The 19,461-nt window shown below is 64.8% G+C and carries 17 protein-coding genes; 7 read left to right on the top strand and 10 right to left on the bottom strand.

Annotated elements, in window-relative coordinates; genetic code table 11:
- Nucleotides 1–25 precede the first annotated feature (25 nt).
- Both JW897_RS15210 and JW897_RS15205 read left to right on the top strand, forming a co-directional pair.
- Nucleotides 26–766: an amino acid ABC transporter permease gene (locus JW897_RS15210; RefSeq protein WP_205466829.1), complete on the top strand. Its 741-nt coding sequence runs from the start codon at nt 26–28 to the stop codon at nt 764–766.
- Nucleotides 763–1,449 (top strand): amino acid ABC transporter permease, encoded by a 687-nt coding sequence (locus JW897_RS15205; protein ID WP_048412607.1) that lies wholly within the window; start codon nt 763–765, stop codon nt 1,447–1,449. Before JW897_RS15210 ends, JW897_RS15205 begins: the two co-directional genes overlap by 4 nt.
- 89 nt (nt 1,450–1,538) lie before the next feature.
- Here JW897_RS15205 and JW897_RS15200 read toward each other — a convergent pair whose 3' ends face one another.
- Nucleotides 1,539–3,404, bottom strand: coding sequence for a S9 family peptidase (locus JW897_RS15200; protein ID WP_205466828.1), 1,866 nt, complete (start codon nt 3,402–3,404; stop codon nt 1,539–1,541).
- A 213-nt stretch (nt 3,405–3,617) separates the two neighbouring features.
- On the opposite strand from JW897_RS15200, the gene JW897_RS15195 reads away from it, so the two are divergent.
- The 3 genes from JW897_RS15195 (at nt 3,618) to JW897_RS15185 (ending at nt 6,793) form a co-directional block, all read left to right on the top strand.
- Nucleotides 3,618–5,510 carry a M14 family metallopeptidase gene (locus tag JW897_RS15195; protein WP_205466827.1) on the top strand — a complete coding sequence of 631 codons (1,893 nt, stop codon included), beginning with the start codon at nt 3,618–3,620 and terminating at the stop codon, nt 5,508–5,510.
- A 173-nt stretch (nt 5,511–5,683) separates the two neighbouring features.
- Nucleotides 5,684–6,451, top strand: coding sequence for a 3',5'-cyclic-nucleotide phosphodiesterase (locus tag JW897_RS15190; RefSeq protein ID WP_048412498.1), 768 nt, complete (start codon nt 5,684–5,686; stop codon nt 6,449–6,451).
- 18 nt (nt 6,452–6,469) lie between these two features.
- On the top strand, nt 6,470–6,793 hold the full coding sequence (locus JW897_RS15185; RefSeq protein WP_205466826.1) for a DUF190 domain-containing protein: 324 nt from the start codon (nt 6,470–6,472) through the stop codon (nt 6,791–6,793).
- Between the two features lie 67 nt (nt 6,794–6,860).
- Here JW897_RS15185 and JW897_RS15180 read toward each other — a convergent pair whose 3' ends face one another.
- The 4 genes from JW897_RS15180 to JW897_RS15165 all read right to left on the bottom strand — a co-directional run bounded on the left by JW897_RS15180 (nt 6,861) and on the right by JW897_RS15165 (nt 10,348).
- Entirely contained in the window at nt 6,861–7,064 is a 204-nt protein-coding gene (locus JW897_RS15180; RefSeq protein WP_205466825.1) for a hypothetical protein, read from the bottom strand.
- Complete coding sequence (locus JW897_RS15175) at nt 7,054–7,305, bottom strand: type II toxin-antitoxin system HicA family toxin (RefSeq protein ID WP_205466824.1); 252 nt, start codon at nt 7,303–7,305, stop codon at nt 7,054–7,056. Before JW897_RS15175 ends, JW897_RS15180 begins: the two co-directional genes overlap by 11 nt.
- A gap of 232 nt (nt 7,306–7,537) precedes the next feature.
- Entirely contained in the window at nt 7,538–7,747 is a 210-nt protein-coding gene (locus JW897_RS15170) for a heavy-metal-associated domain-containing protein (RefSeq protein ID WP_019102750.1), read from the bottom strand.
- Between the two features lie 243 nt (nt 7,748–7,990).
- Nucleotides 7,991–10,348 (bottom strand): heavy metal translocating P-type ATPase, encoded by a 2,358-nt coding sequence (locus JW897_RS15165; RefSeq protein ID WP_205466823.1) that lies wholly within the window; start codon nt 10,346–10,348, stop codon nt 7,991–7,993.
- A gap of 142 nt (nt 10,349–10,490) precedes the next feature.
- Between JW897_RS15165 and pncA the strand changes: the two genes are divergently transcribed.
- Nucleotides 10,491–11,123: a bifunctional nicotinamidase/pyrazinamidase gene (gene pncA / locus JW897_RS15160; RefSeq protein WP_205466822.1), complete on the top strand. Its 633-nt coding sequence runs from the start codon at nt 10,491–10,493 to the stop codon at nt 11,121–11,123.
- A gap of 231 nt (nt 11,124–11,354) precedes the next feature.
- The gene (locus tag JW897_RS15155) at nt 11,355–12,260 is read left to right on the top strand and encodes an SAM hydrolase/SAM-dependent halogenase family protein (RefSeq protein WP_205466821.1); all 906 of its coding nucleotides are present in this window, start codon (nt 11,355–11,357) and stop codon (nt 12,258–12,260) included.
- Nucleotides 12,261–12,415: 155 nt separating this feature from the next.
- Here the strand turns inward: JW897_RS15155 and JW897_RS15150 are convergent, their stop codons facing one another.
- The 5 genes from JW897_RS15150 to JW897_RS15130 all read right to left on the bottom strand — a co-directional run bounded on the left by JW897_RS15150 (nt 12,416) and on the right by JW897_RS15130 (nt 19,002).
- The gene (locus JW897_RS15150) at nt 12,416–13,486 is read right to left on the bottom strand and encodes a fimbrial protein (RefSeq protein ID WP_205466820.1); all 1,071 of its coding nucleotides are present in this window, start codon (nt 13,484–13,486) and stop codon (nt 12,416–12,418) included.
- Nucleotides 13,487–13,679: 193 nt separating this feature from the next.
- Nucleotides 13,680–14,864, bottom strand: a complete 1,185-nt coding sequence (locus JW897_RS15145; RefSeq protein WP_205466819.1) for a fimbrial protein — start codon at nt 14,862–14,864, stop codon at nt 13,680–13,682.
- Between the two features lie 23 nt (nt 14,865–14,887).
- Nucleotides 14,888–17,431, bottom strand: a complete 2,544-nt coding sequence (locus JW897_RS15140; RefSeq protein WP_205466818.1) for a fimbria/pilus outer membrane usher protein — start codon at nt 17,429–17,431, stop codon at nt 14,888–14,890.
- 54 nt (nt 17,432–17,485) lie between these two features.
- On the bottom strand, nt 17,486–18,223 hold the full coding sequence (locus JW897_RS15135) for a fimbrial biogenesis chaperone (RefSeq protein WP_205466817.1): 738 nt from the start codon (nt 18,221–18,223) through the stop codon (nt 17,486–17,488).
- 188 nt (nt 18,224–18,411) lie between these two features.
- The gene (locus JW897_RS15130; protein ID WP_053077185.1) at nt 18,412–19,002 is read right to left on the bottom strand and encodes a fimbrial protein; all 591 of its coding nucleotides are present in this window, start codon (nt 19,000–19,002) and stop codon (nt 18,412–18,414) included.
- Nucleotides 19,003–19,461 lie beyond the last annotated feature (459 nt).

Raw genomic sequence — 19,461 nt, 5'->3', positions numbered from 1 at the left:
CTCTGGCAATACAGGACTGCAAGCAATGAATCCCCCATCCTGGCTCGGCCACCACTGGCTGGAGCCTCATTATCTGGGCTGGCTGCTCAAGGGCGCGCTGCTCACCGGCTGGCTGGCCCTGCTGGTCTGCGCCGCCGCCACCGTGCTCGGCATGCTGCTGACCGCGGCGCTGGAATCGCGCTGGCGCGCGCTGAGCCATGGCGCCGGCTTCTGGGTCAGCCTGCACCGCAACACCCCGCTGATGGTACAGCTGCTGCTGTGGTATTTCGGCGTGGCCGGCCTGCTGCCGGAAACCGCCATGCTGTGGCTGAATACCCCGCGCAGCCTGCCCTTGCCGGGCGGCCTGGCGCTGCCGTGGCCGTCCTTCGAATTCCTGGCCGCGCTGGTGGGCCTGACCCTGTACAGCGCCAGCTTCATCTGCGGCGAACTGCAGGCCGGGCTGCGCGGCGTCGCCGCCGGCCAGCGCCAGGCGGCGCGCGCGCTAGGCATGAACGGCTGGCAGGAATTCCGCTGGGTGGTGCTGCCGCAGGCCTGGGCGCTGGCGCGCCGGCCCTTGGTCGGCCAGTACACCGCGGTGGTGAAGAACACTTCGCTGGCGATGGCCATAGGCGTGGCCGAGCTGTCCTATACCTCGCGCCAGGTGGAAACCGAAACCCTGCTCGCCTTCCAGGCCTTCGCCGTCGCCACCGTCGCCTATCTGCTGCTGGTGTTGCTGACCCAGGCGCTGAGCCAGCGCGGCGAGCCGGCATGGAGGGCGCCGCGATGATGCCGCCGGTGATTCAGGACAATCTCGATTATCTGCTGTGGGGCAATCTGGCCAACGGCGAACCCGGCGGCCTGCTGCTGACCCTGGCCATCAGCGCCGCCGCCGGCGCGCTGGCCAGCCTGCTGGGCCTGGCCGGCGGCGTCGCCCTGGTCATGGGCGGGCCCGGCCCGCGCCGCGCGCTGGCCGCGCTGGTGGCGCTGCTGCGCGCCGTCCCGGTGCTGATGCTGATCTTCTGGTGCTATTTCCTGCTGCCCATCCTGTTCGGCGTGGACATCCCCGGCGTGCTCACCGTGGTGCTGGCGCTGGCGCTGATCAACGCCGCCTATCTGAGCCAGTCGGTGCAGGCCGGCATCGCCGCCATCGGCCCGGGCCAGTGGGCGGCCGGGCTGTCGCTGGGCCTGGACCGCTGGCAGACGCTGCGGCTGATCGTGCTACCGCAGGCGCTGCGCATGATGCTGCCCTCCTTCGTCAATCAGTGGATCACCCTGATCAAGGACAGCTCGCTGGCCTATGTGGTGGGCGTGGCCGAGTTCACCTTCGTCGCCACCCAGGTCAATAACCGCGAACAGGTCTATCCGCTGGAAATCTTCGCCTTCATCGCGCTGGCTTATTTCCTGGTCTGCGGCGGCCTGCAGTGGCTGGGCCGCTGGAGCGACAGGCGCTGGAGTCTGCCGGCCGGCTGAGTACCGGTTTGCCAGCGTAAACCGGCCCCGAGCCGGAAGCGTGAAAAACCGCCCCGGCCTTGCGGCGAGGGCGGTTCCGCCGGACCGGCTCAATCCAGATGCTTGCGGAAGAAGCGCTCCATCGCGCCGTAGGCGTCGAAGCGGTTTTCCTCGTTGTGGAAGCCGTGGCCCTCGTTGTCCTTGACCATGTATTCCACCTCCACGCCGCGTTGTTTCAAAGCGTTGACGATCTGGTTGGATTCGTCGATGTTGACCCGCGGATCCTTGGCCCCCTGCAACACCAGCAGGGGCGCCTGGATGCGGTCCACCTGGAACACCGGCGAGCGCTCGCGCATCATCGCCTTGTCCTTGACCGGGTCGCCCACCATTTCGTACATCATGTCCAGCATCGGCTTCCAGTACGGCGGAATGGTGGTCATGAAGGTGAACAGATTGGACACGCCCACGTAGTCCACCGCGCAGCGGTACAGCTCCGGCGTCTTGGTGATGCCGGCCAGCGTGGCGTAGCCGCCGTAGCTGCCGCCGTAGATGCAGACGCGCTTGGGATCGGCCACCCCCTGCTTGATCAGCCACTGCACGCCGTCGCTGACATCGTCCTGCATGGCGCCGCCCCATTGCTTGAACGAGGCCTGCCAGAAATCGCGGCCATAGCCGGTGGAACCGCGGAAGTTCATCTGCAGCACCGCCCAGCCGCGGCTGGCGAAGAACTGCACCTCCGGGTTGAAGCGCCAGCTGTCGCGCGCCCACGGGCCGCCGTGCGGATTGACGATCACCGGCAGGCCCTTGGCGTTCTCCTTGCCCTTGGGCAGGGTCAGATAGCCGTTGATCAACAAGCCGTCGCGGCTGCGGTACTGCACCGGCCGCATCGCCGCCATCTCGCTCTCTTTCAGCCAGGGCGCGATCTCGGCCAGCAGCTCCAGCTTGTCCTCGGCCTCGTCGTACCAATAACTGCGGCCACGGGTCCTGTCGTTCCACACCGCCACCACGAAGCGGTTTTCATCGCGGTCGGCGGACTGGATATCCACCTGGTAGCCGGGGAAGCGCGCCTCCAGCTTGGCCAGCAAGGCCGCACTCTTCTCGTCGAAGCATCGCCGGCCCGGTTTGTCGGTCTCGAAACGGGCGCAGGTGATCACCTTGCGCTTGTGGGAAAATGCCAGGCTGCGCACGTCCACGTCGTCGCGGCGGTAAATCTGACGCGCTTCCTTGCCGGTTTTGGGATCGAACTCGACGATGGCGCTCTTGTCCCGCCCCAGATTGCTGGCGGCGTAGAAACGCTGATTGTCGAAAGTGAAGAACAGCGGATTGAAGCTGTCGCGAAAGGAGGTGGTCATCAGCGGACGGAACGGCCCGCCCGCTTCGTCGCGGTACAACACGCTGCGGTTGACCCCGTCCGAGGTGACGGCGATGCGGACATTGCCGTCGTGATCGGTGTCCCAACTCACCACCTTGCCGGGGTTTTCCGCCTCCAGCTTCAGCTCCCCGGTTTTCAGATTGAGCCGGTAGACGTCGAACAACTCCGGATTGCGCTTGTTCAGCCCCACCAGCACTTCGTCGTCGCGGTCTATCAACTCGTCGACGATCTCGGCGCGCACGCCGGGAAACGGCGTCAGATCGCGGCTGTCGCCGCTGGCCAGGTCCACGGCGAACAAGTGGAAATTCTCATCCCCGCCGCTGTCCTTGAGATACACCAGCCGCTGATTGCCCTTCCAGAAATAGCCGGCCAGATCGCGGTCCTTCACCGCGGTGACGCGCCGCTCCGGCTGGCCCGGCCGGCGCACCACGATATTGCGCCGCGCCTCCCACGGCGCCAGGTAGGCGACGCTCATGCCGTCCGGCGAGATCGAAAAACCGCTTTTCTCCGGATTGCGGAAAAAATCGCGCATGGGAATGTCCGCGGCGGACGCGGCGCCGGACAGCAGCGCGGCGGCGGTCAAACGGATGATGGCTGTCTTCATTCTGCTTTCCCCTTTGATTTGAATCTTGGCCGGCTTGCAGCCAAAATGTGCCGTCAGCATATATTGAAACCGACTATTCCACAGCGTCATCGCGCTGTAGCATCGCCGGCGGCCGCCGGCTTGATCCCGGTCAAGCCGCCATGCAACAGCCCGTGCGCGCGCCGGCCGGGCAGGCGTAGCCTGTTTCGGTCTCGGACAATCAGGATAATCATCATGCACTTGCCGCTACGCCTCGCCATCGTTTCCGCCTTCGCCGCCCTGCACCTCAGCCCGCCCGCGCACGCCGTTCCGGCCGCGCCGGACTATGTCGACGACAGCCAATACCTGTCCGCCGCGCGCCAGCGCGTACTGCCTCCCGACATCCCCTGGCAGGGCGACAGCCAGCGCTTCGCCGCCAAGGCGGACGACCCGTGGGCCACGCCGCTGGAGGCCAGCGGCTTCCAGCACACGCCGGCCTATCCGGAAACCATCGCCTATCTGCAAAAGCTGGCCGCCGCCAAGCCGGCGCTGCTCAAGCTGGCCCCGATGACGGAGAAAACCGACCAGGGCCGCGAGATGATGATGGCGGTGGTGTCCGCCGCCGCCGACAAATCGCCGCAGGGCCTGCGCGCCAGCGGCAAGCCGCTGATCTACGTGCAAGCCGGCATCCACCCGGGCGAAGCCAACGGCAAGGACGCCGGGCTGATGCTGATCCGCGACCTGCTGATCCGCGACGACGCGCTGCTGTCCAAGGTCAACCTGCTGTTCGTCCCCACCGTCAACGTGGACGGCGACATGCGCTACGGCAAATACGGCCGCATCAACCAGAACGGGCCTGAGCAGACCGGCTGGCGCGTCAACGGCCGCAACCTCAACCTGAACCGCGACTTCACCAAGCTGGACAGCCCGGAAATCCGCAACGTGGCGCGCGCGCTCACCGACTACCAGCCGGACTTCTTCATCGACACCCACAGCACCGACGGCGTCAACTACCAGTACGACGTCACCTACTGCAACAACGGCCAGGGCTGGTCGCCCGAATCCAGCCGCTGGATGGACCGAGTGATGACGCCCGAGGTCTACCGCGAACTGCGCCGCTACGGCCACGAACCCAATGTCTGCATCTCGATGAACGACAACGAGAACCCCGACAAGGGCTATTACCCGTACTACAGCGATCTGGCGCGCTTCTCCAACCAGTACGCCGACGCCCGCGGCATCCCCGCCATCCTGGTGGAGCTGCACGCGCTCAAGCCCTACAAGCAGCAAGTGCTGGGCAACTACGTGCTCTACCGCGCCATCTTCGACAGCGTGTCCCGCCATTACGACGGCCTGCGCGCCGCCATCGCCAAGGACCGCGCCGCCCGGCCGGACCCGGTGACGCTGAGCTGGAAGGAGGCCGAGGGCAAGCCCAAGCTGGTGGACTTCAAGGGCGTCAAGTTCGACAAGGTGCCCTCCCCTATCACCGGCGACAAGATCATGCGCTGGAGCAATCAGCCGCGCGACTACCGGCTGCCCATCACCCCGCTGACGGTGCCGGACCTAATCGCCGCGCGGCCCAAGGCCTATGTGGTGCCGGCGCAATGGCACGAGGTGATCACCCGGCTGCGCGCCCACGGCATCCAGCTGCGCGAACTGAGCCGGCCGGAAGCGCTGGACGTCACCGTCTACCGGCTGGACGACATCAAACTGGGCACGCCGTTCGAACCGGACCGCGAATCCGCCGACAAGATTCCCGGCTACGAAGGCCGCCTGCTGATAGACGGCAAGCCCAGCCCGCTGCAGCGCAAAGTCACCTACCCTGCCGGCTCCGTGGTGGTGGACCCGCAGCAGCCCTTGGGAACGCTGGCGATGCTGCTGCTGGAGCCGGCCAGCCCGGACTCCTTCCTGCACTGGGGCTTCTTCAACGCCAACCTCACCTCGGCGGAAGCGCCGGAAGCCTATGTGATGGAACCGATGGCGCGGCGCATGCTGGCGGAAAGCCCGGCCTTGCGCCAGGCCTTCCAGGCCAGGCTCAAGGATCCCAAGTTCGCCAAGGACCGCAACGCCCGGCTCAACTGGTTCTATGAGCAGACGCCGTTCGCCGACAGCAACCGCTTCCTCTACCCAGTAGGCATCGTGCGCTGAGCTCGTCCCGCGCAAGCGTCCGCCGGCTTGTCTACAATGAATAGATTAAAGCCGGCCGGACTTTAACGGCGCGGGCGCCCACTCAAGGCGGGGCGGGCAGCAGATCGTTTCCATGTTTGCAGCGGCGGACCGGCCATGCCCGGCCGGTCAACGGCCGCAACCAGGAGAAACCCATGCACATCAAGGTTCTCGGCGCCGCCGCCTGCATCGGCCATCCCGGCCACACCACCAGCTTCCTGATAGACGAAGACACCCTGATAGACTGCGGCACCGGCGTCACCAGCCTGCGCGCGGACGAGATGCTGTCCATCCGCCAGGTCTTGCTCACTCACAGCCACGCCGACCACTGCGGCTGCCTGCCGCTGCTGGCCGACGTCCACGCCAGCCGCCGCGGCCCCGGCATCACCGTCTACAGCCAGCAGGAAACGCTGGACGCGCTGCGCGCCCATCTGTTCAACGGCGAGCTGTGGCCGGACTACACCCGCCAGCCCAGCGTCGAACAGCCCTGGCTGCGGCTGCAGCCGGTGGAGCCCGGCTACGCGCTGCCGATAGGCGAAGGCCTGGCCACCGCGCTGCCGGCCAATCACAGCGTGCCGGCGCTGGGCTGGCTGATAGAGGGCAGCTGGCGCGCGCTGGCCTTCAGCGGCGACAGCGGCCCCTGCCCGGCCTTCTGGCAATGGGTGGCCAATGTGCCCTCGCTGACCGATGTGATCTGCGAGCTGACTTATACCGACGAGCGCCAGGGCGAAGCCGCGCGCCAGGGCCATATGACGCCCATGCTGCTGCTGCCCTTCCTGCCGCTGCTGCCGGCCAACACCCATCTGTGGATCAGCCACATCGACCCCGGCTGCCGCGAACACCTGCTGGAACAGCTGCGCTCGGAGTACCCGAACGGCCTGCGCGTCTGCCCGCTGCGCGAAGGCATGCTGATCGAACTGTAGCCTCCGGAGACCCGCGCCATGCAAGGCTATCAACTCTCTTTCTTCACCCAGCAGGACCACAGCCACGACGGCCAGCCGCTGGCGGAATGGATAGTTCAACAGGCGCGGCGGCTGAACCTCCGCGGCGCCACGCTGTTCGCCGCCAGCGAAGGCTACGGCCGCCACCGCCGGCTGCATTCCGCCCACTTCTTCGATCTGGCGGACCAGCCGGAGGAAGTCACGCTGGTGCTCAGCGCCGACGAGGCCGAACGGCTGCTGGCCGCTCTCGCCGCCGCCGGAATCAGGGTGTTTTACGTGAAGACGCCGGTGGAGTTCGGCGTGTTGGGGGAGGAGGAATCGTAAAAACGATGCGCCAAGGGACGGCGGATAAAATCAACCCGCCGGCGGGCGGGGGAGAAGCTGCGTCGATTCAAGCGCTCAAGCGCTCCGGCAGAGGCTGGCGCTCTTCCTTCATCTGCTCGTATACGTCCTTTACCAATAAGACGATGCCGTGCAAGGCCTTTTCCTGGGTGCTGTCCAGATGCGACAACAATGGAAACTCGTCGCAGAGCCCAACATACTCCTCGTCTTCCGGCGACCAGACGACTCGGTACGAGTAGTGTCTATAGTCCATCTTCCGCTCCTTTAACCTTCTCAATAGCCTTCAGCACCTGCTTCACCTGGTACGCTTTCGCTTTGCCGTGGCCATTGTCTTGGATGTTAACGCCTCCTGGAATCCCCGGAATCTTGTAGATATGATGGCTGCCCTTGATGCGGCCCTTGCCAAACATGGCGTCGCACACGGCCACGAGTTCATCGAAGCTGAGGCTGCCCGCCGACTGCCTCATTTTCTCTATGGTTTTCTCGACGCTCATCGTTGACCTCTGCCAGCCAAGTATAGCCCGATGCTGGCACCCTCTCTCCAAGCCGTCAACCTGCCAAGATCATTGGAAAACAATATCTTGCCATCTTCTCTCCCGGTAGCAAGGCCGCTGAGAAACTCAATGAGCAATCACGCTGGAGACCGAATGCTTGCCAGCGGCGGACAAGCAAACAGGGCACGGCCCGCAAGCCATGCCCTGTTCCGCCACACTGACCGTCAAAGCGTCAGCGCGTCACGTCGAAGCCCGCGTCCTCCACCGCCGCCGCCAGCTCCTCCGGCGACACGATCTCCGCGTCGTACACCACCTTGGCCTGCTTCGCCTCCAGGCTCACCTCGGCCTCGCTGACGCCGGCCATGCCGCTGAGCACGCCGCTGACGCTTTTCACGCAACCCTGGCAGGTCATGCCATCCACTTTCATGATCAATTCGGACATTGCTTTCTCCTGAAAAAATTCAAAATTTCCCCACCCCATGCTGCTGTGGTTTTAGAACTTGTTCAATGTCTCGGAAACGCAGCAGACACTGAACAGGCTCTTAGAACGTGTTTACGATCTCGCGAGCTAAGGCGAGACAAGGCGAAAACCGCTGAGAAAGCGGAATGTACAAGTGGTACATGAGCATTTCGAAGCGGTTTTTAACGCCGTATCGCCAACGCGCAGCAGATCGTAAACAGGTTCTTATTTCCAGCGCCGCAACAGCAGCGAGTTACTCACCACCGATACCGAACTCATCGCCATCGCCGCGCCGGCGATCACCGGGTTCAACATGCCCAGCGCCGCCAGCGGAATCCCCATCACGTTGTAGATGAAGGCAAACAACAGATTCTGCCGGATTTTGCGCAGGCTGGCGCGCGATAGCCGGATCGCGTCCACCGCGTGCATCAGGTCGCCGTGCATCAGGGTGATGTCGGCGGCCTCGATCGCCACGTCCGAGCCGGCGCCCATCGCCAGGCTGACGTCGGCGGCGGCCAGCGCCGGCGCGTCGTTGACCCCGTCGCCCATCATCGCCACCTTGAAGCCCTGCGCCTGCCAGCGCCGCACTTCCGCCGCCTTGTCCTGCGGCTTCACCTCGGCGCGGTAGTCGCGGATGCCGGCCTCCGCGGCGATGCCGGCGGCGGTGGCCGGATTGTCGCCGGTCAGCATCGCCACCCGTATGCCCATCTGCTGCAACTGCGCCACCGCCCGGGCCGAACTGGGGCGGATGCGGTCGGCGATGGCCAGCAGGCCCAGCAGCTCATCGCCGCGCGCCACCGCCACCACGGTGTTGCCCGCCTGCTGCAAGGGCAAGGCGACGCTCAGCGCCTGCTCGCCCAGCCAGCCGGGCACGCCGGCTCGCACTAGGCCGTGGCCGGCCACTTCCGCCTGCACCCCCTGCCCCACCTGGGCGGCGAAACCGCTGACCGGCAGCAAGGGCAGGCCCTGCTGTTGCGCCTGCTGCAGGATGGCGCGCGCCAGCGGGTGTTCCGAACCGGCCTCCACGCTGGCCGCCAGCTGCAACACCAGGTCCGCGTCCGCCGCCAGCGGCAGCACTTGTTTCACTTGCGGCTTGCCCTCGGTCAGGGTGCCGGTCTTGTCCACCAGCAACACCCCCACCTGGCTGGCCAGCTCCAGCGCGGTGGCGTTGCGGAACAGAATGCCGCGCCGCGCGCCGTTGCCCACGCCCACCATCACCGCCGTCGGCGTGGCCAGGCCCAGCGCGCACGGGCAGGCGATCACCAGCACCGCCACCGCGTGGATCAGCGCCGCCGACCAATCCTGCAACCACAGGCCGGTGATGACGAAGGTCAGCAGGCTGATGCCCACCACCACCGGCACGAACACGCCGGAAATCACGTCCGCCAATTGCTGGATCGGCGCTTTCGAACCCTGGGCCGCGCTGACCAGACGCACGATCTCGGCCAGTTGGGTGTCGCCGCCCACGCCGGTGGCGCGCACCTTCAACATGCCGTCCTGGTTGCGGGTGGCGGCGTAAACGCTGTCGCCGACGCGCTTGGCCACCGGCAGGCTTTCGCCGGTCAGCATGCTCTCGTCCAGCGCCGCCGCGCCGTCCACCACCTCGCCGTCCACCGGCAGGGTTTCGCCGTGGCGCACCACCACCAGGTCGCCCTGCCGCAGCGCGGTGACCGCCACCTCCTCCACCCGGCCGTCCTCGCGCTCGACGCGGGCGGTCTTGGGCGCCAGCCGGATCAGTTCCTCGATCGCAGCCGAAGTCTTGCCCTTGGCGCGCGCTTCCAGCAGCTTGCCCAGCAGCACCAGGGTGATCACCGAGGCGCTGGCTTCGAAATAGACATGCTGGCCTTCCAGCCCCAGCAGCGTCACCGCCGCCGACAACAGCCAGGCCATGCTGGTGCCCAGAGCCACCAGCACATCCATATTGGCGCCGCCGCCGCGCAGCGCCGCCCAGGCTCCCTTGTAGAAGCGCCAGCCGACGACGAACTGCACCGGCGTGGCCAGCGCCAGCTGCCAGTAACGCGGCAGCCAGCCATGGTGGCCGCCGCTGAACATCGCCGCCATCTCGATCACGAAAGGCAACGTCAGCAAGGCGGAGAACGCGAACCACAGCCGCTCGCGCCGGTAGCGGCGCGCGTGCTCGGCGGCCAGCGTGTCGTCGCCCGGCCCGGCCTTGGCCGCGGCCTGGTAGCCGGCGCGGCTCACCGCGGCGATCAGCGCCGCCTCGTCGGCCAGGCCGGCCACGTAATCGACGCGGGCGGTCTCGCTGGCGAAGTTGACCTGGGCGGACACGCCCGGCAGCCGGTTCAGTACCTTCTCGATGCGGCCGGCGCAGGCGGCGCAGGTCATGCCCTGGATGTCCAGCTCCGCCTGCCGGCGCGGCACGGCGAAGCCGGTCTTGGCGATGGTGTCCACCAGCGTTTGCGGCGGGGTTTTGACCGGGTCGAACGAGACCTTGGCGGATTCGCTGGCGAAATTGACCGCCGCCTCCACCCCGTCCAGCCGGTTCAACTGTTTTTCAATCCTGGCGGCGCAGGCCGCGCAACTCATGCCCTCAATCGGCAAATCCACGGTGCTTGCTGTCATGATGACCTCCTGGGCTGAATTATATACCCCCACAGGGTATATATGGCAAACCATTTTTTCGCGATTGTCACAGCGCCGGGCTTTACCGCGCCGGCGGCCGCGTGGTAACAAGAAAGGCTGAGAACCCTTGCAGGAAAACGCTATGCCCCTGAAACGCTACGGCGACGATTGCGCTTTGATCGTGGTGGACGTGCAGAACAGTTTTTGTCCCGGCGGCGAGCTGGCGGTGGCCGACGGCGATCAGATCGTGCCGCTGATCAACCACATGATGCAGTTCTTCAACCGGGTGATCCTGACCCAGGACTGGCATCCGGCCAAACATGTTTCCTTCGCCAGCCAGCACCCCGGCACGCAGCCCTTCGACAGCATCACGCTGCCTTATGGCGAGCAGACGCTGTGGCCGGACCACTGCGTGGCCGGCAGCCACGGCGCGGCCTTCCACCCGGACCTGGACACCAGCCCTGCCCAGCTGATCATCCGCAAGGGCTGCAACCCGGCGCTGGACAGTTATTCCGCCTTCGTCGAAGCGGACCGCCAGACGCCCACCGGCCTGGCCGGCTACCTGGCCGAGCGCGGCGTCAAGCGGGTATGGCTGGCCGGGCTCGCCACCGACTACTGCGTGGCCTGGAGCGCGCTGGACGCGCGCGCCGCCGGCCTGGAAACCACGGTGGTGGACGACGCCTGCCGCGGCATCAATCTGAACGGCTCGCTCAGCAGCGCCTGGGCGCAGATGCTGGCCGCCGGCGTGCAGAGGCTGCGCTCGGACGAGGTTTGACAGCGCTGGCGCTGGCAGGCTCCGCCAGACCACGAACCACCTTTTGAACACAAGAAAACACTTAGAACGTGTTTACGATCTCGCGAGCTAAGGCGAGACAAGGCGAAAACGGCTGAGAAAGCGGAATGTACGAGTGGTACATGAGCATTTCTGAAGAGGTTTTCAACGCCCTTTTCTATCCATCCTGCCGACGCGCAGCAGATCGTAAACAGGTTCTTTAGGAGAAGAAGAATGAAGCTATTCCAACACGCCCGCCTCTGGCTGGCCGCCGGCCTGCTGCTGGCCGGCCTGGCGCGCGCGGACGCGCCGCTGGTGCTGATGACGGACTTTGGCCTCAAGGACGGCGCGGTGTCGGCGATGCGCGGCGTCGCCTACTCGGTGGACCCCAAGCTGACGCTGTCCGACCTGACCCACGAGATTCCCGATTACGACATCTGGAGCGGCGCCTACCGGCTGTACCAGACCGCCAACTACTGGCCCAAGGGCACGGTGTTCGTGTCGGTGGTGGACCCCGGCGTCGGCACCGAACGCCAGTCGGTGGCGCTGAAAACCCGCGACGGCCGCTACTTCGTCAATCCCAACAACGGCCTGCTGACCCTGATCGCCGAACGCGACGGCGTGGCCGAGCTGCGCCGCATCGACGAGAAAACCAACCGCCTGCAAGGCTCGGCGGATTCCTACACCTTCCACGGCCGCGACGTCTACGCCTACACCGGCGCGCGGCTGGCCGCCGGCAAGATCCGCTTCGAGGAAGTGGGCCCGCCGCTGCCGGCCGCCGCCGTGGTCAAGCTGCAGTATCAGCGCGCCGAAGCCGCCGGCGAGCGGATCAAGGGCATGATTCCGGTGCTGGACCCGCAATACGGCAATGTATGGACCAATATCCCCAAGAAGCTGTTCGAAGCCCAGGGCTTCCGCCCCGGCGACCTGGTGAAAGTGCGCATCTTCAAACAGGGCAAGCCGGTGGACGAGGTGGTGGCGCCCTACCGCCATACCTTCGGCGAAGTGGCCAGCGGCCAGCCGCTGGTCTATCTGAACAGCCTGCTGGACGTGTCGCTAGCGCTGAATATGGACAGCTACGCCGCCAAACGCGGCATCGGTTCCGGGCCGGAGTGGTCGGTGGAGCTGAGCCGGCCCTAAGAACCTGTTCAAAGTCTGCTGCGCTTCGTGAAGTGTTGCACGGTGAGTACAAGCTCAAAATGCTCATGTACCACGTGTACATTCCGCTTTTTCGCTTGTTTTCGCCTTGTCTCGCCCTTGCTCGCGAGACTTTGAACAGGCTCTAAGCGCTGCCGCTATTCAAAGTCGAACTTCAAGGTGGCGCTGCCCTGGAAGCCGCCCGGCGCCGGCCGCTCCGTCATTTTCACCGGCCAGGCGATCAAATCGAACAGCGCGCGCAGATTGTTGTAATCCAGCGCGATCGGAATCAACTGATTACCGACCGGCAGCGCGCCGGGCACGGTGGGCGGCACCAGCTTGCCGCCGCTCTCCATCGCCACCGCCACGTTCTGGTGGCTGGTTTCCAGATAACGCGCGTCGCGGCCGTGCGGCCGCCCTTCCAACGCCAGATTGATCCGCACGCCGGCAGAGATATTGGTGCACTGAATGTAAAAGCTGCGGCTCACCGCGCCTTGCCTGGGGGCGCCAGGCACGGCCAATTGGGATGCCAGCAGCGAGCCAAAGTCTATGGAGGTCGACTGGCCGGGCGCCAGCTTGCAGTTCTGCGGCACCGTCACGCTCATGCTCATGAACAGGCCCACCAGTGGCTTGACCGGTTCCGCGCCGGCGTCATGCATCGAGCCGAAAACGTCCAACACCTTGAATTCCGGCACATTGATGACGCCGACAAAGGGACGGCTGATCAGCAGGTGCAGCCGGCCTCGGCTGCCGGTCTCGAAGTTGGGCACCAGCGCTGAGCCCTGACTGCAATTGAAACTGCCGGTGTTTTCATTGAACAAGCGGCTCCACGGCGTCGGTTTAAAGGCCTTCACCAGCCCAGCAAGATAAATCTCAGTGCCCAGCTGCAGGTTGCGGTTGATCTCGTAAAACTGAACATTGACCCCGTTCACCCCCCGGCTCGCGCCCTTGGCCAGCGAAGTCCGAGTCGTAAAATAGACGCCGCCCGGCAATGTGCTGCCTGAGCAGGCGCAGCGTCCGGAGTACAAGCGTCCCAGGTTCCATTCATAGGCGTTGGGATACAAGGCGTCAGTGGCGTTTTCCTCCGGCGTGGCAAACACCCTGTTGAAGGCGAAACTGAATCTCTGCGCATTGTCGACCGGCTCGCATGCCCCGGCGCGGGCCATGTCGCCCAGAAGCAACATCAGCGATACAAGGCCGGCGCTCAACCAGATTCGGGTTTGTTTCATTAGCCAACGCTCCATTCCGTCACATTGCAAACTCCGCCACTTGGACGGGCCTGCGCTGAAAAACGCCGCGCCCCATTCTTTCAGCGCGCCTCCCCCGCCGGCTTCGTCCCTGTCGTCCACGTCAATGCCCGGCGCAAACAATGGCCGTAGCCGGCCACGCGAAAATGCCGAGGCGTCTCAGGAAAGCCGCGAGCTAGGGATAGGACACGACAAACGTGGCCGTCGCAGAGAAAGCGCCCGGCTGGATCGCCGCGTCGGTGGTGCGGACGTAGTGGGCGTTCAGGTCCAGCGTCAGCACCGGCGTATCGCTGCTGGCGGTGCCCAGTGGGATGCGACGGCTGCTGTCGCTGCTGTCCGGCGGACCAAAGTACAGGTCGGTCTGACCATTGCGGCGCAGCCTCACCCCTAGTCCTTTGGCGCTGCCGCTGACATTGACGTTATTGGCGAACAAGGTATGGCTGGTATTGGAAGGAGTGCCCGCATCAGTGAAATTGATCGACGGCTTGGCGTTGATCGCACAGTCCTCCAGCCGGATGCTGAACGACACGCGCCCCTGGGACACATCATCCTTGCGCTTCAGGCCGGAAACCTTGATCGAGTCCATCGCAACGCCTTGCCGCTGCGAGCTCAGCGACACCTTGCAACTAGGCTTGGGCAGAGGCGGCAGCGTGCCTCCGCTCCAATTATCTAGGATGAAAGCGTAAACCAGTTTGGGGGTCTTCACGCTCCCTAGCCGGGTCGAATCATTGCAGCCTTTGGACACATCCTCGCTCGCGCCGCTGCCGGTGCCATGCGCAATAATATTCAAACCGGCCGGCATGATCAGCACCGTGCCACCTTGGTAAAGCTTGGGGTCGGTCAGAACGAATTCCTGCACAAAATATTCCTGCTTGCTGTAGCTGCCCGCGGCCTGCGGAAAATCATCGCCCCGGGCCCAAGTATTGTCATGTGCATGGCCGGCATAGATGATCCTGCCGTCAAAACCACCTTCTAAATGACGCCAGCGAACGCCCAATCCTGGCAAAATGGCAACCGTGTCGAATCGACTGGAGTCAGGGGAGCTAGTCCACCCTGCGCCCATGCGCATCCGGTCATTATTGATGGGATTGACCACGGTGTAGCCCACCGAGATGGCGTAAACCCGCCTGTGCAACACATCGCCGGCCTTGGACGAACTGCTGAGCGGCACGCCAGGCACTTCGACCACATTGGAGAGAATGGCTCTATCGTCACAGCGGCTGATCTTGGCCTGAGCCGGCAGGCTGATCCACAGCAAAGCCAGCAGCAGCCCCCCCTGGCCAACAACCCGCTTTAGCCCGCGTTGAACTTGCCTACCTCCCGACAAACCGGCCTCTATTGGTTTCACTTCCCGCTTCATCTCTTACGCCTTCTCGTTTCGATCTAGTTGCAGCTAAGGATCCGTCGCTGGTAATACTGGCCGGGCTTGGCCGACGGCAGCTGGTAGTCCGCCACGCACTGGCCATCGCGCCATTTCACCGTCATCCGCCCGGTTTCCTGCTTCAGCAAGGTCAGCACTCGGCCCTTGGGGTCGACGATGCCCAGCGGCTTGCCGTCGCCGTCCTCCACGCTGGCGCCGAACGGCGCCGGCGCTCCGTCCGGCCGCAACAGGGTGAACTGGGCGCGCAGGCCGCGCCGGGCCTTGAACACGCCCTTGACCACGGCGCCGCGCCGCGGCACCACCAGCTTGACCGTGTCCTCCATCTCCACGTCGGCCCCCAGCTGACGGGTGTCCAGGCTCAGAGTGTTGACGCGGTAAGGCTGCGCATACGGCTGCACCGCGTAACCGTTGCGTCCCAGTTCGCCGCCGGAGCCGGTTCGCAACGGCGGCCCGGACACGCCGTCCACCTGCAACAGCGCGAAGGTGTCGCCCACCGTGCGGCTCAGGTTGACGCCGCCGCCGTGGGCGACGATGGCGCCGGACGCGCCGATATTGGTGGAGTGGTACTGGCGTCCCGCGTTATAGGCCGCGCTCAGCTGCATGAAGTCGGCGTTGTGGTTGACGCTGAAGCTGCCCGAGGTGCTGCCGTCGCGGCCGGTGTGGCCCAGCTGCGCCGAGTAGGAAGTGGCCTCGCTCAGATAGCCGCTGACGCCGGTTTGCAGCGTGGAGCCGCTGCCTGAGGTATGGCTGAGGTTGGAGTACAGCCGCGGCGAGCGCGGCTTGGCCCCCAGGGGCACGGTGAAGGTCAGCATCACCTGATTGCTGTTGCGGCCGCCGGGCCGGCTGTCGCGGTTCTGGCTGAAGGTGAAGTTGTAGCCCAGCAGTTTCCAGTTGTTGCCGTAGCCCAGGCCCACGCTGCCGGTGCTTCCGCTCTGTCCCCAATAGCTTTGCTGACTCAGGTTCAGATACAGGCTGCCGAAACGGCGCTCGCGGCCCAGGTCTTGCTGGGTGGTCAGGTCGATGCGCGAACGGCTGCGGCCGAACTGCCCCTGGCTGTTGCCGGCAAGATCGTTGGCGTGGTCGTTGAAGCTGCGGTAGCCGGAGGTGGAGTAGCGGTAGGCGGCCAGCGTCAAGTTGGTCAGGGTGCGGGTGAAGGTCTTGGCATACAGCAGCCGCAGACTCTGCCCTTGCTGCCGCTCGCCCCGGACCCGGCTGCTGGACTGGGTGAGGTCCAGCGACAAAGCGCCCACCGGGGTGTTGGTGCCCACGCCCAGGTTGACGGCCTGAAAGTTGGGCGTGAACTGAAAGCCCGCGGCCACGGTGCTGTTGTCGCCGATGCCGTAGACCACGGTGCCGGCGGCCAAACTGGGGCGGACATCCTGGCCGCCCTGGTACTCGCCGAGCGCGACGCTGTACTGCCAGCGCCCCTTGCGCAGCATCAAGGGCAGGCTGGAGAAGGTCTGATGCGTAACCCGCTGGCTGCCGTCGGCCTCGGTGACGGTGATTTCCAGGTCGCCGTTGGAGCCGGACGGGAAGATGTCGGTCAGCTCGAACGGCCCCGGCGGCACATTGGCGCGGTACAAGATGTAACCATTCTGGCGCACTTCCACCACCGCGTTGCTTTGCGCCTGGCCGCGCACCACCGGCGCGTAACCGCGCTCGCCGTCCGGCAGCATCGCGTCGTCGCTGGCCAGCTGTGCGCCGCGGAAGCGCACGCTGTCGAACAAGGTGGAGTCGGTGTATTGCTCGCCCAACGCCAGCTGGCTTTTCCAGCCGATGAGATCGCGCTGCAGCACGCTGCGGTTGCTGCGCGCCTTCATTTTCTCGCCGTCGGCCCAATTTAAGGTGCTGTCGTTGCGCAAGCGCCAGACGCCCAGATTGATGCCGTTCTGCAGACCGAGGAAGCCGCTGCGGCGGCTGACGCCGTCCGGTTCGCTGCTGCGGCTGTCATTGCCGCTGAACTGGTAGTTGACGTAGGCGGCGGCCACGCCCTCGTCCCACAGCGCCGGGTCGATATAGCCGCGCACGCTGCGGTTGAGGAAGGCCTGGGGGATGCTGAGCTTCAGTTGCAGCCGGTTGGCGTCGTAATCCACCGCCGCCTGTTCCATCAAGGCGGGCAGGTCCAGGCAGGCCGGGTCGTCGGCGGCCGGCGGCGGGCTCAGGCGTTGCAACAGCACGCCGGCGGCTTGCAGCATGTCTGCGTCGATGCAGGGCTCCACCTTGCCGCTGGCGGCGTTTTGCCGGAACACGACGTCGCGGCGTCCGGTCAGGTTGTCGTTGACCAGCACGTCCACCCGGTAGCTGCCGGGCAACAAGGCGTTGCCGGCGCTCAGCACCGCGCTCAAGTCGGCCGGACGGCCGGAGCCGTTGATGAAGTTGGTGTTGAAGGCCAACAAGGCGGGCGCGGGCGGCATGCCGCCCTCCATCGCCTCGGCGCGGGCCAGTTCCGCCAGCGCCAGCAGCAGGGCCAGGCAGCCGGGTTTCAGTGCGCAGCGGCGCTGGGGCGAAGGCTTATGCCAGGGCAAGCGGTTTGGGCGTTTACGCATGGTTGGGCTTTGCAGTCAGAAGGGGATCGGCAATCCTGGGCTGGCGCGGCAGACTCAAGGGCCAGGGACGCGCGGCGCGCGCTGCCGGGGATGGCCATCCTGGCCGGCGCCCAGCGCCACTTCGTACTCCACATGGCCGCCGAAGTCGTTGATGATGCCGTAATGCAGCTGCACGCCGGCGGCGGACGGCTTTAGCGACCATTGCCCGCTGCCGCCCGGAGCCACCATATAGGCGCTGGCCAGCTCTTTATCGCCGGCGCCGGCCTTGAGTTTCAAGTCCACCACCGTCACGTGATAGCGGCTGGGGTTGTCCACTCGCAGCACCGGCTTGCCCTCGGCCTGGAGCAAGCTCCAGCGCAAGCCTTCCGGCGCTTGCAAAGCCGCCTCGCTGCCCAGGCCCGGTGGCCGGAAGAACACCTTGATGCGCTGGCGTACCGCCAGCTGCAGCACATTGTCGCCCTTTGCCGCTTGGGGGATTTCCTGCACATTCAACCAGAACACCGATTCACGCTCGGGCTCGGCGCCAGCGCCTTCATACAACACGCGCAGCAGTTGCTGCTGCTTGGCCGGCAAGCGCGCCAATGGCGGCGTCACCGCGAACGGCAGCTCGTCCGGCGGGCCTTCCGCCGGCTCCAGCCAGGACTGGACCAGAATTTCCTCGCCCAGATTGCTGACGACGATGGAGGCCTCCTTATCCTTGCCATCGAAGATGACGCGGGTGCCGTTGAGGGCGATGCTGGCCCAGACAGGGCTGATGGCCAAGGTCAGCGCCAGGGACAAAATGGTTTTCATGAGTGCGACCACGAGATGTCCAACAATGGTTCCAAGGCGGCGGGTACGGCCCAGGACGCGAGAGGGAAACGGAGAGCGGCAAACCGCCCTCCTTGCTGACAGAGCCCATCCCGTCCGCACGGCACCGTCCATCTCATGCCGTGGGTCCGGAACAGACGCTTGGCGCCTGACGGCGCCGCATCGGCGCTTTACTCGTAAGTCAGCGTAAACGGCAGGCTGGCGTTGGCGATGCCGGGTACCTGCGTCGCCCCGGTGGTGACATAGGCGGCGGCAAAGCTGACGCGGCGGACCTCGCCAGCTACACCGGCAGCGTCTTCCTTCAGCAAGATCCCGTTGGTTAGGTCATAGGCCTTGGGATTGGCCGCCACGGCGCTGTCGAACACGGCGATGCCCACGCCGCGGGCGAAGCCCGCCGATTGAGTACCGTTGTTGACGCGCAGGATGTTGTTGCCGCTCAGCACTTCCGGCGCCGTGCCGGCCAGGTTCATCGTCACCTTGCTGGCAGTGGAGCAGATGATGTTGAAATCCACCTGCTTGCTGCCAGCGCCAGTGAACTTGGGATTGGCCACTGTGCCGATGTCCTCCACCGACACCGTACCCATGTCCACCTTGATGCTGGTGGCGTCGCCATTAGGCGAGCTGAGACGGCAAGAGTCCGAAATCACTTTGCCGGTGAAGTCGATCTGACCGGACAAGGTGTCGGCGAATACCGGGCTGACGGCGAAAGCTGCCAGCGCCGCCAGAATGAATTTCCCTTGCTTCTTGCTTGATAGTTTCATGTAAAGCCTCCTACAGATTGAAAAAGCCGCAAGCATGAAGCCGCGACATTCGAATGACGCTCACGCGCCAATGCCAAAACTTTCTAACAGTCTGCGGAAGATTCTATGTTTTCAATAAGTTCTGAAATATAGGATTTGTCCTAAAATAACGTCATAAAAGTTATGATCCTACATAACCATGGACATCATTCAATTTCATCAACAAAAATAAATAAATAGGGAAAATGAATTTCGATGGACTTAAAGATTCAAGAAGAACGCATTTAAATACAAAAGGACATCAGGATAATCGGCGACGCAGAAACTCCCCCCGATGCTTGCGCTCCGGCACGGCGGGGGTGGAGAGAGAAAAAGGAAAAACGGCGGGCGCCGGGAAAGCGCGCGCCGTTCAAGGCCGGGCTGGCGGGCCCGGCCGGATACGGAAGCCGACGCTCCTGTCAGGAACGCGCCACCTTAAGA

The sequence above is a fragment of the Chromobacterium alkanivorans genome (genome assembly GCF_016937655.1).
GTDB classification, from domain to species: Bacteria; Pseudomonadota; Gammaproteobacteria; order Burkholderiales; family Chromobacteriaceae; genus Chromobacterium; species Chromobacterium alkanivorans.
The sequence above is the reverse complement of the archived record's forward strand: the minus strand, read 5'-3'. Positions and strand labels throughout refer to the sequence as shown.

Coding starts and splice junctions, on each gene's coding strand:
- JW897_RS15210 (WP_205466829.1), top strand. CDS start 26: ATGAATCCCCCATCCTGGCTCGGCCACCACTGGCTGGAGCCTCATTAT.
- JW897_RS15205 (WP_048412607.1), top strand. CDS start 763: ATGATGCCGCCGGTGATTCAGGACAATCTCGATTATCTGCTGTGGGGC.
- JW897_RS15200 (WP_205466828.1), bottom strand. CDS start 3,404: ATGAAGACAGCCATCATCCGTTTGACCGCCGCCGCGCTGCTGTCCGGC.
- JW897_RS15195 (WP_205466827.1), top strand. CDS start 3,618: ATGCACTTGCCGCTACGCCTCGCCATCGTTTCCGCCTTCGCCGCCCTG.
- JW897_RS15190 (WP_048412498.1), top strand. CDS start 5,684: ATGCACATCAAGGTTCTCGGCGCCGCCGCCTGCATCGGCCATCCCGGC.
- JW897_RS15185 (WP_205466826.1), top strand. CDS start 6,470: ATGCAAGGCTATCAACTCTCTTTCTTCACCCAGCAGGACCACAGCCAC.
- JW897_RS15180 (WP_205466825.1), bottom strand. CDS start 7,064: ATGGACTATAGACACTACTCGTACCGAGTCGTCTGGTCGCCGGAAGAC.
- JW897_RS15175 (WP_205466824.1), bottom strand. CDS start 7,305: ATGAGCGTCGAGAAAACCATAGAGAAAATGAGGCAGTCGGCGGGCAGC.
- JW897_RS15170 (WP_019102750.1), bottom strand. CDS start 7,747: ATGTCCGAATTGATCATGAAAGTGGATGGCATGACCTGCCAGGGTTGC.
- JW897_RS15165 (WP_205466823.1), bottom strand. CDS start 10,348: ATGACAGCAAGCACCGTGGATTTGCCGATTGAGGGCATGAGTTGCGCG.
- pncA (WP_205466822.1), top strand. CDS start 10,491: ATGCCCCTGAAACGCTACGGCGACGATTGCGCTTTGATCGTGGTGGAC.
- JW897_RS15155 (WP_205466821.1), top strand. CDS start 11,355: ATGAAGCTATTCCAACACGCCCGCCTCTGGCTGGCCGCCGGCCTGCTG.
- JW897_RS15150 (WP_205466820.1), bottom strand. CDS start 13,486: ATGAAACAAACCCGAATCTGGTTGAGCGCCGGCCTTGTATCGCTGATG.
- JW897_RS15145 (WP_205466819.1), bottom strand. CDS start 14,864: ATGAAGCGGGAAGTGAAACCAATAGAGGCCGGTTTGTCGGGAGGTAGG.
- JW897_RS15140 (WP_205466818.1), bottom strand. CDS start 17,431: ATGCGTAAACGCCCAAACCGCTTGCCCTGGCATAAGCCTTCGCCCCAG.
- JW897_RS15135 (WP_205466817.1), bottom strand. CDS start 18,223: ATGAAAACCATTTTGTCCCTGGCGCTGACCTTGGCCATCAGCCCTGTC.
- JW897_RS15130 (WP_053077185.1), bottom strand. CDS start 19,002: ATGAAACTATCAAGCAAGAAGCAAGGGAAATTCATTCTGGCGGCGCTG.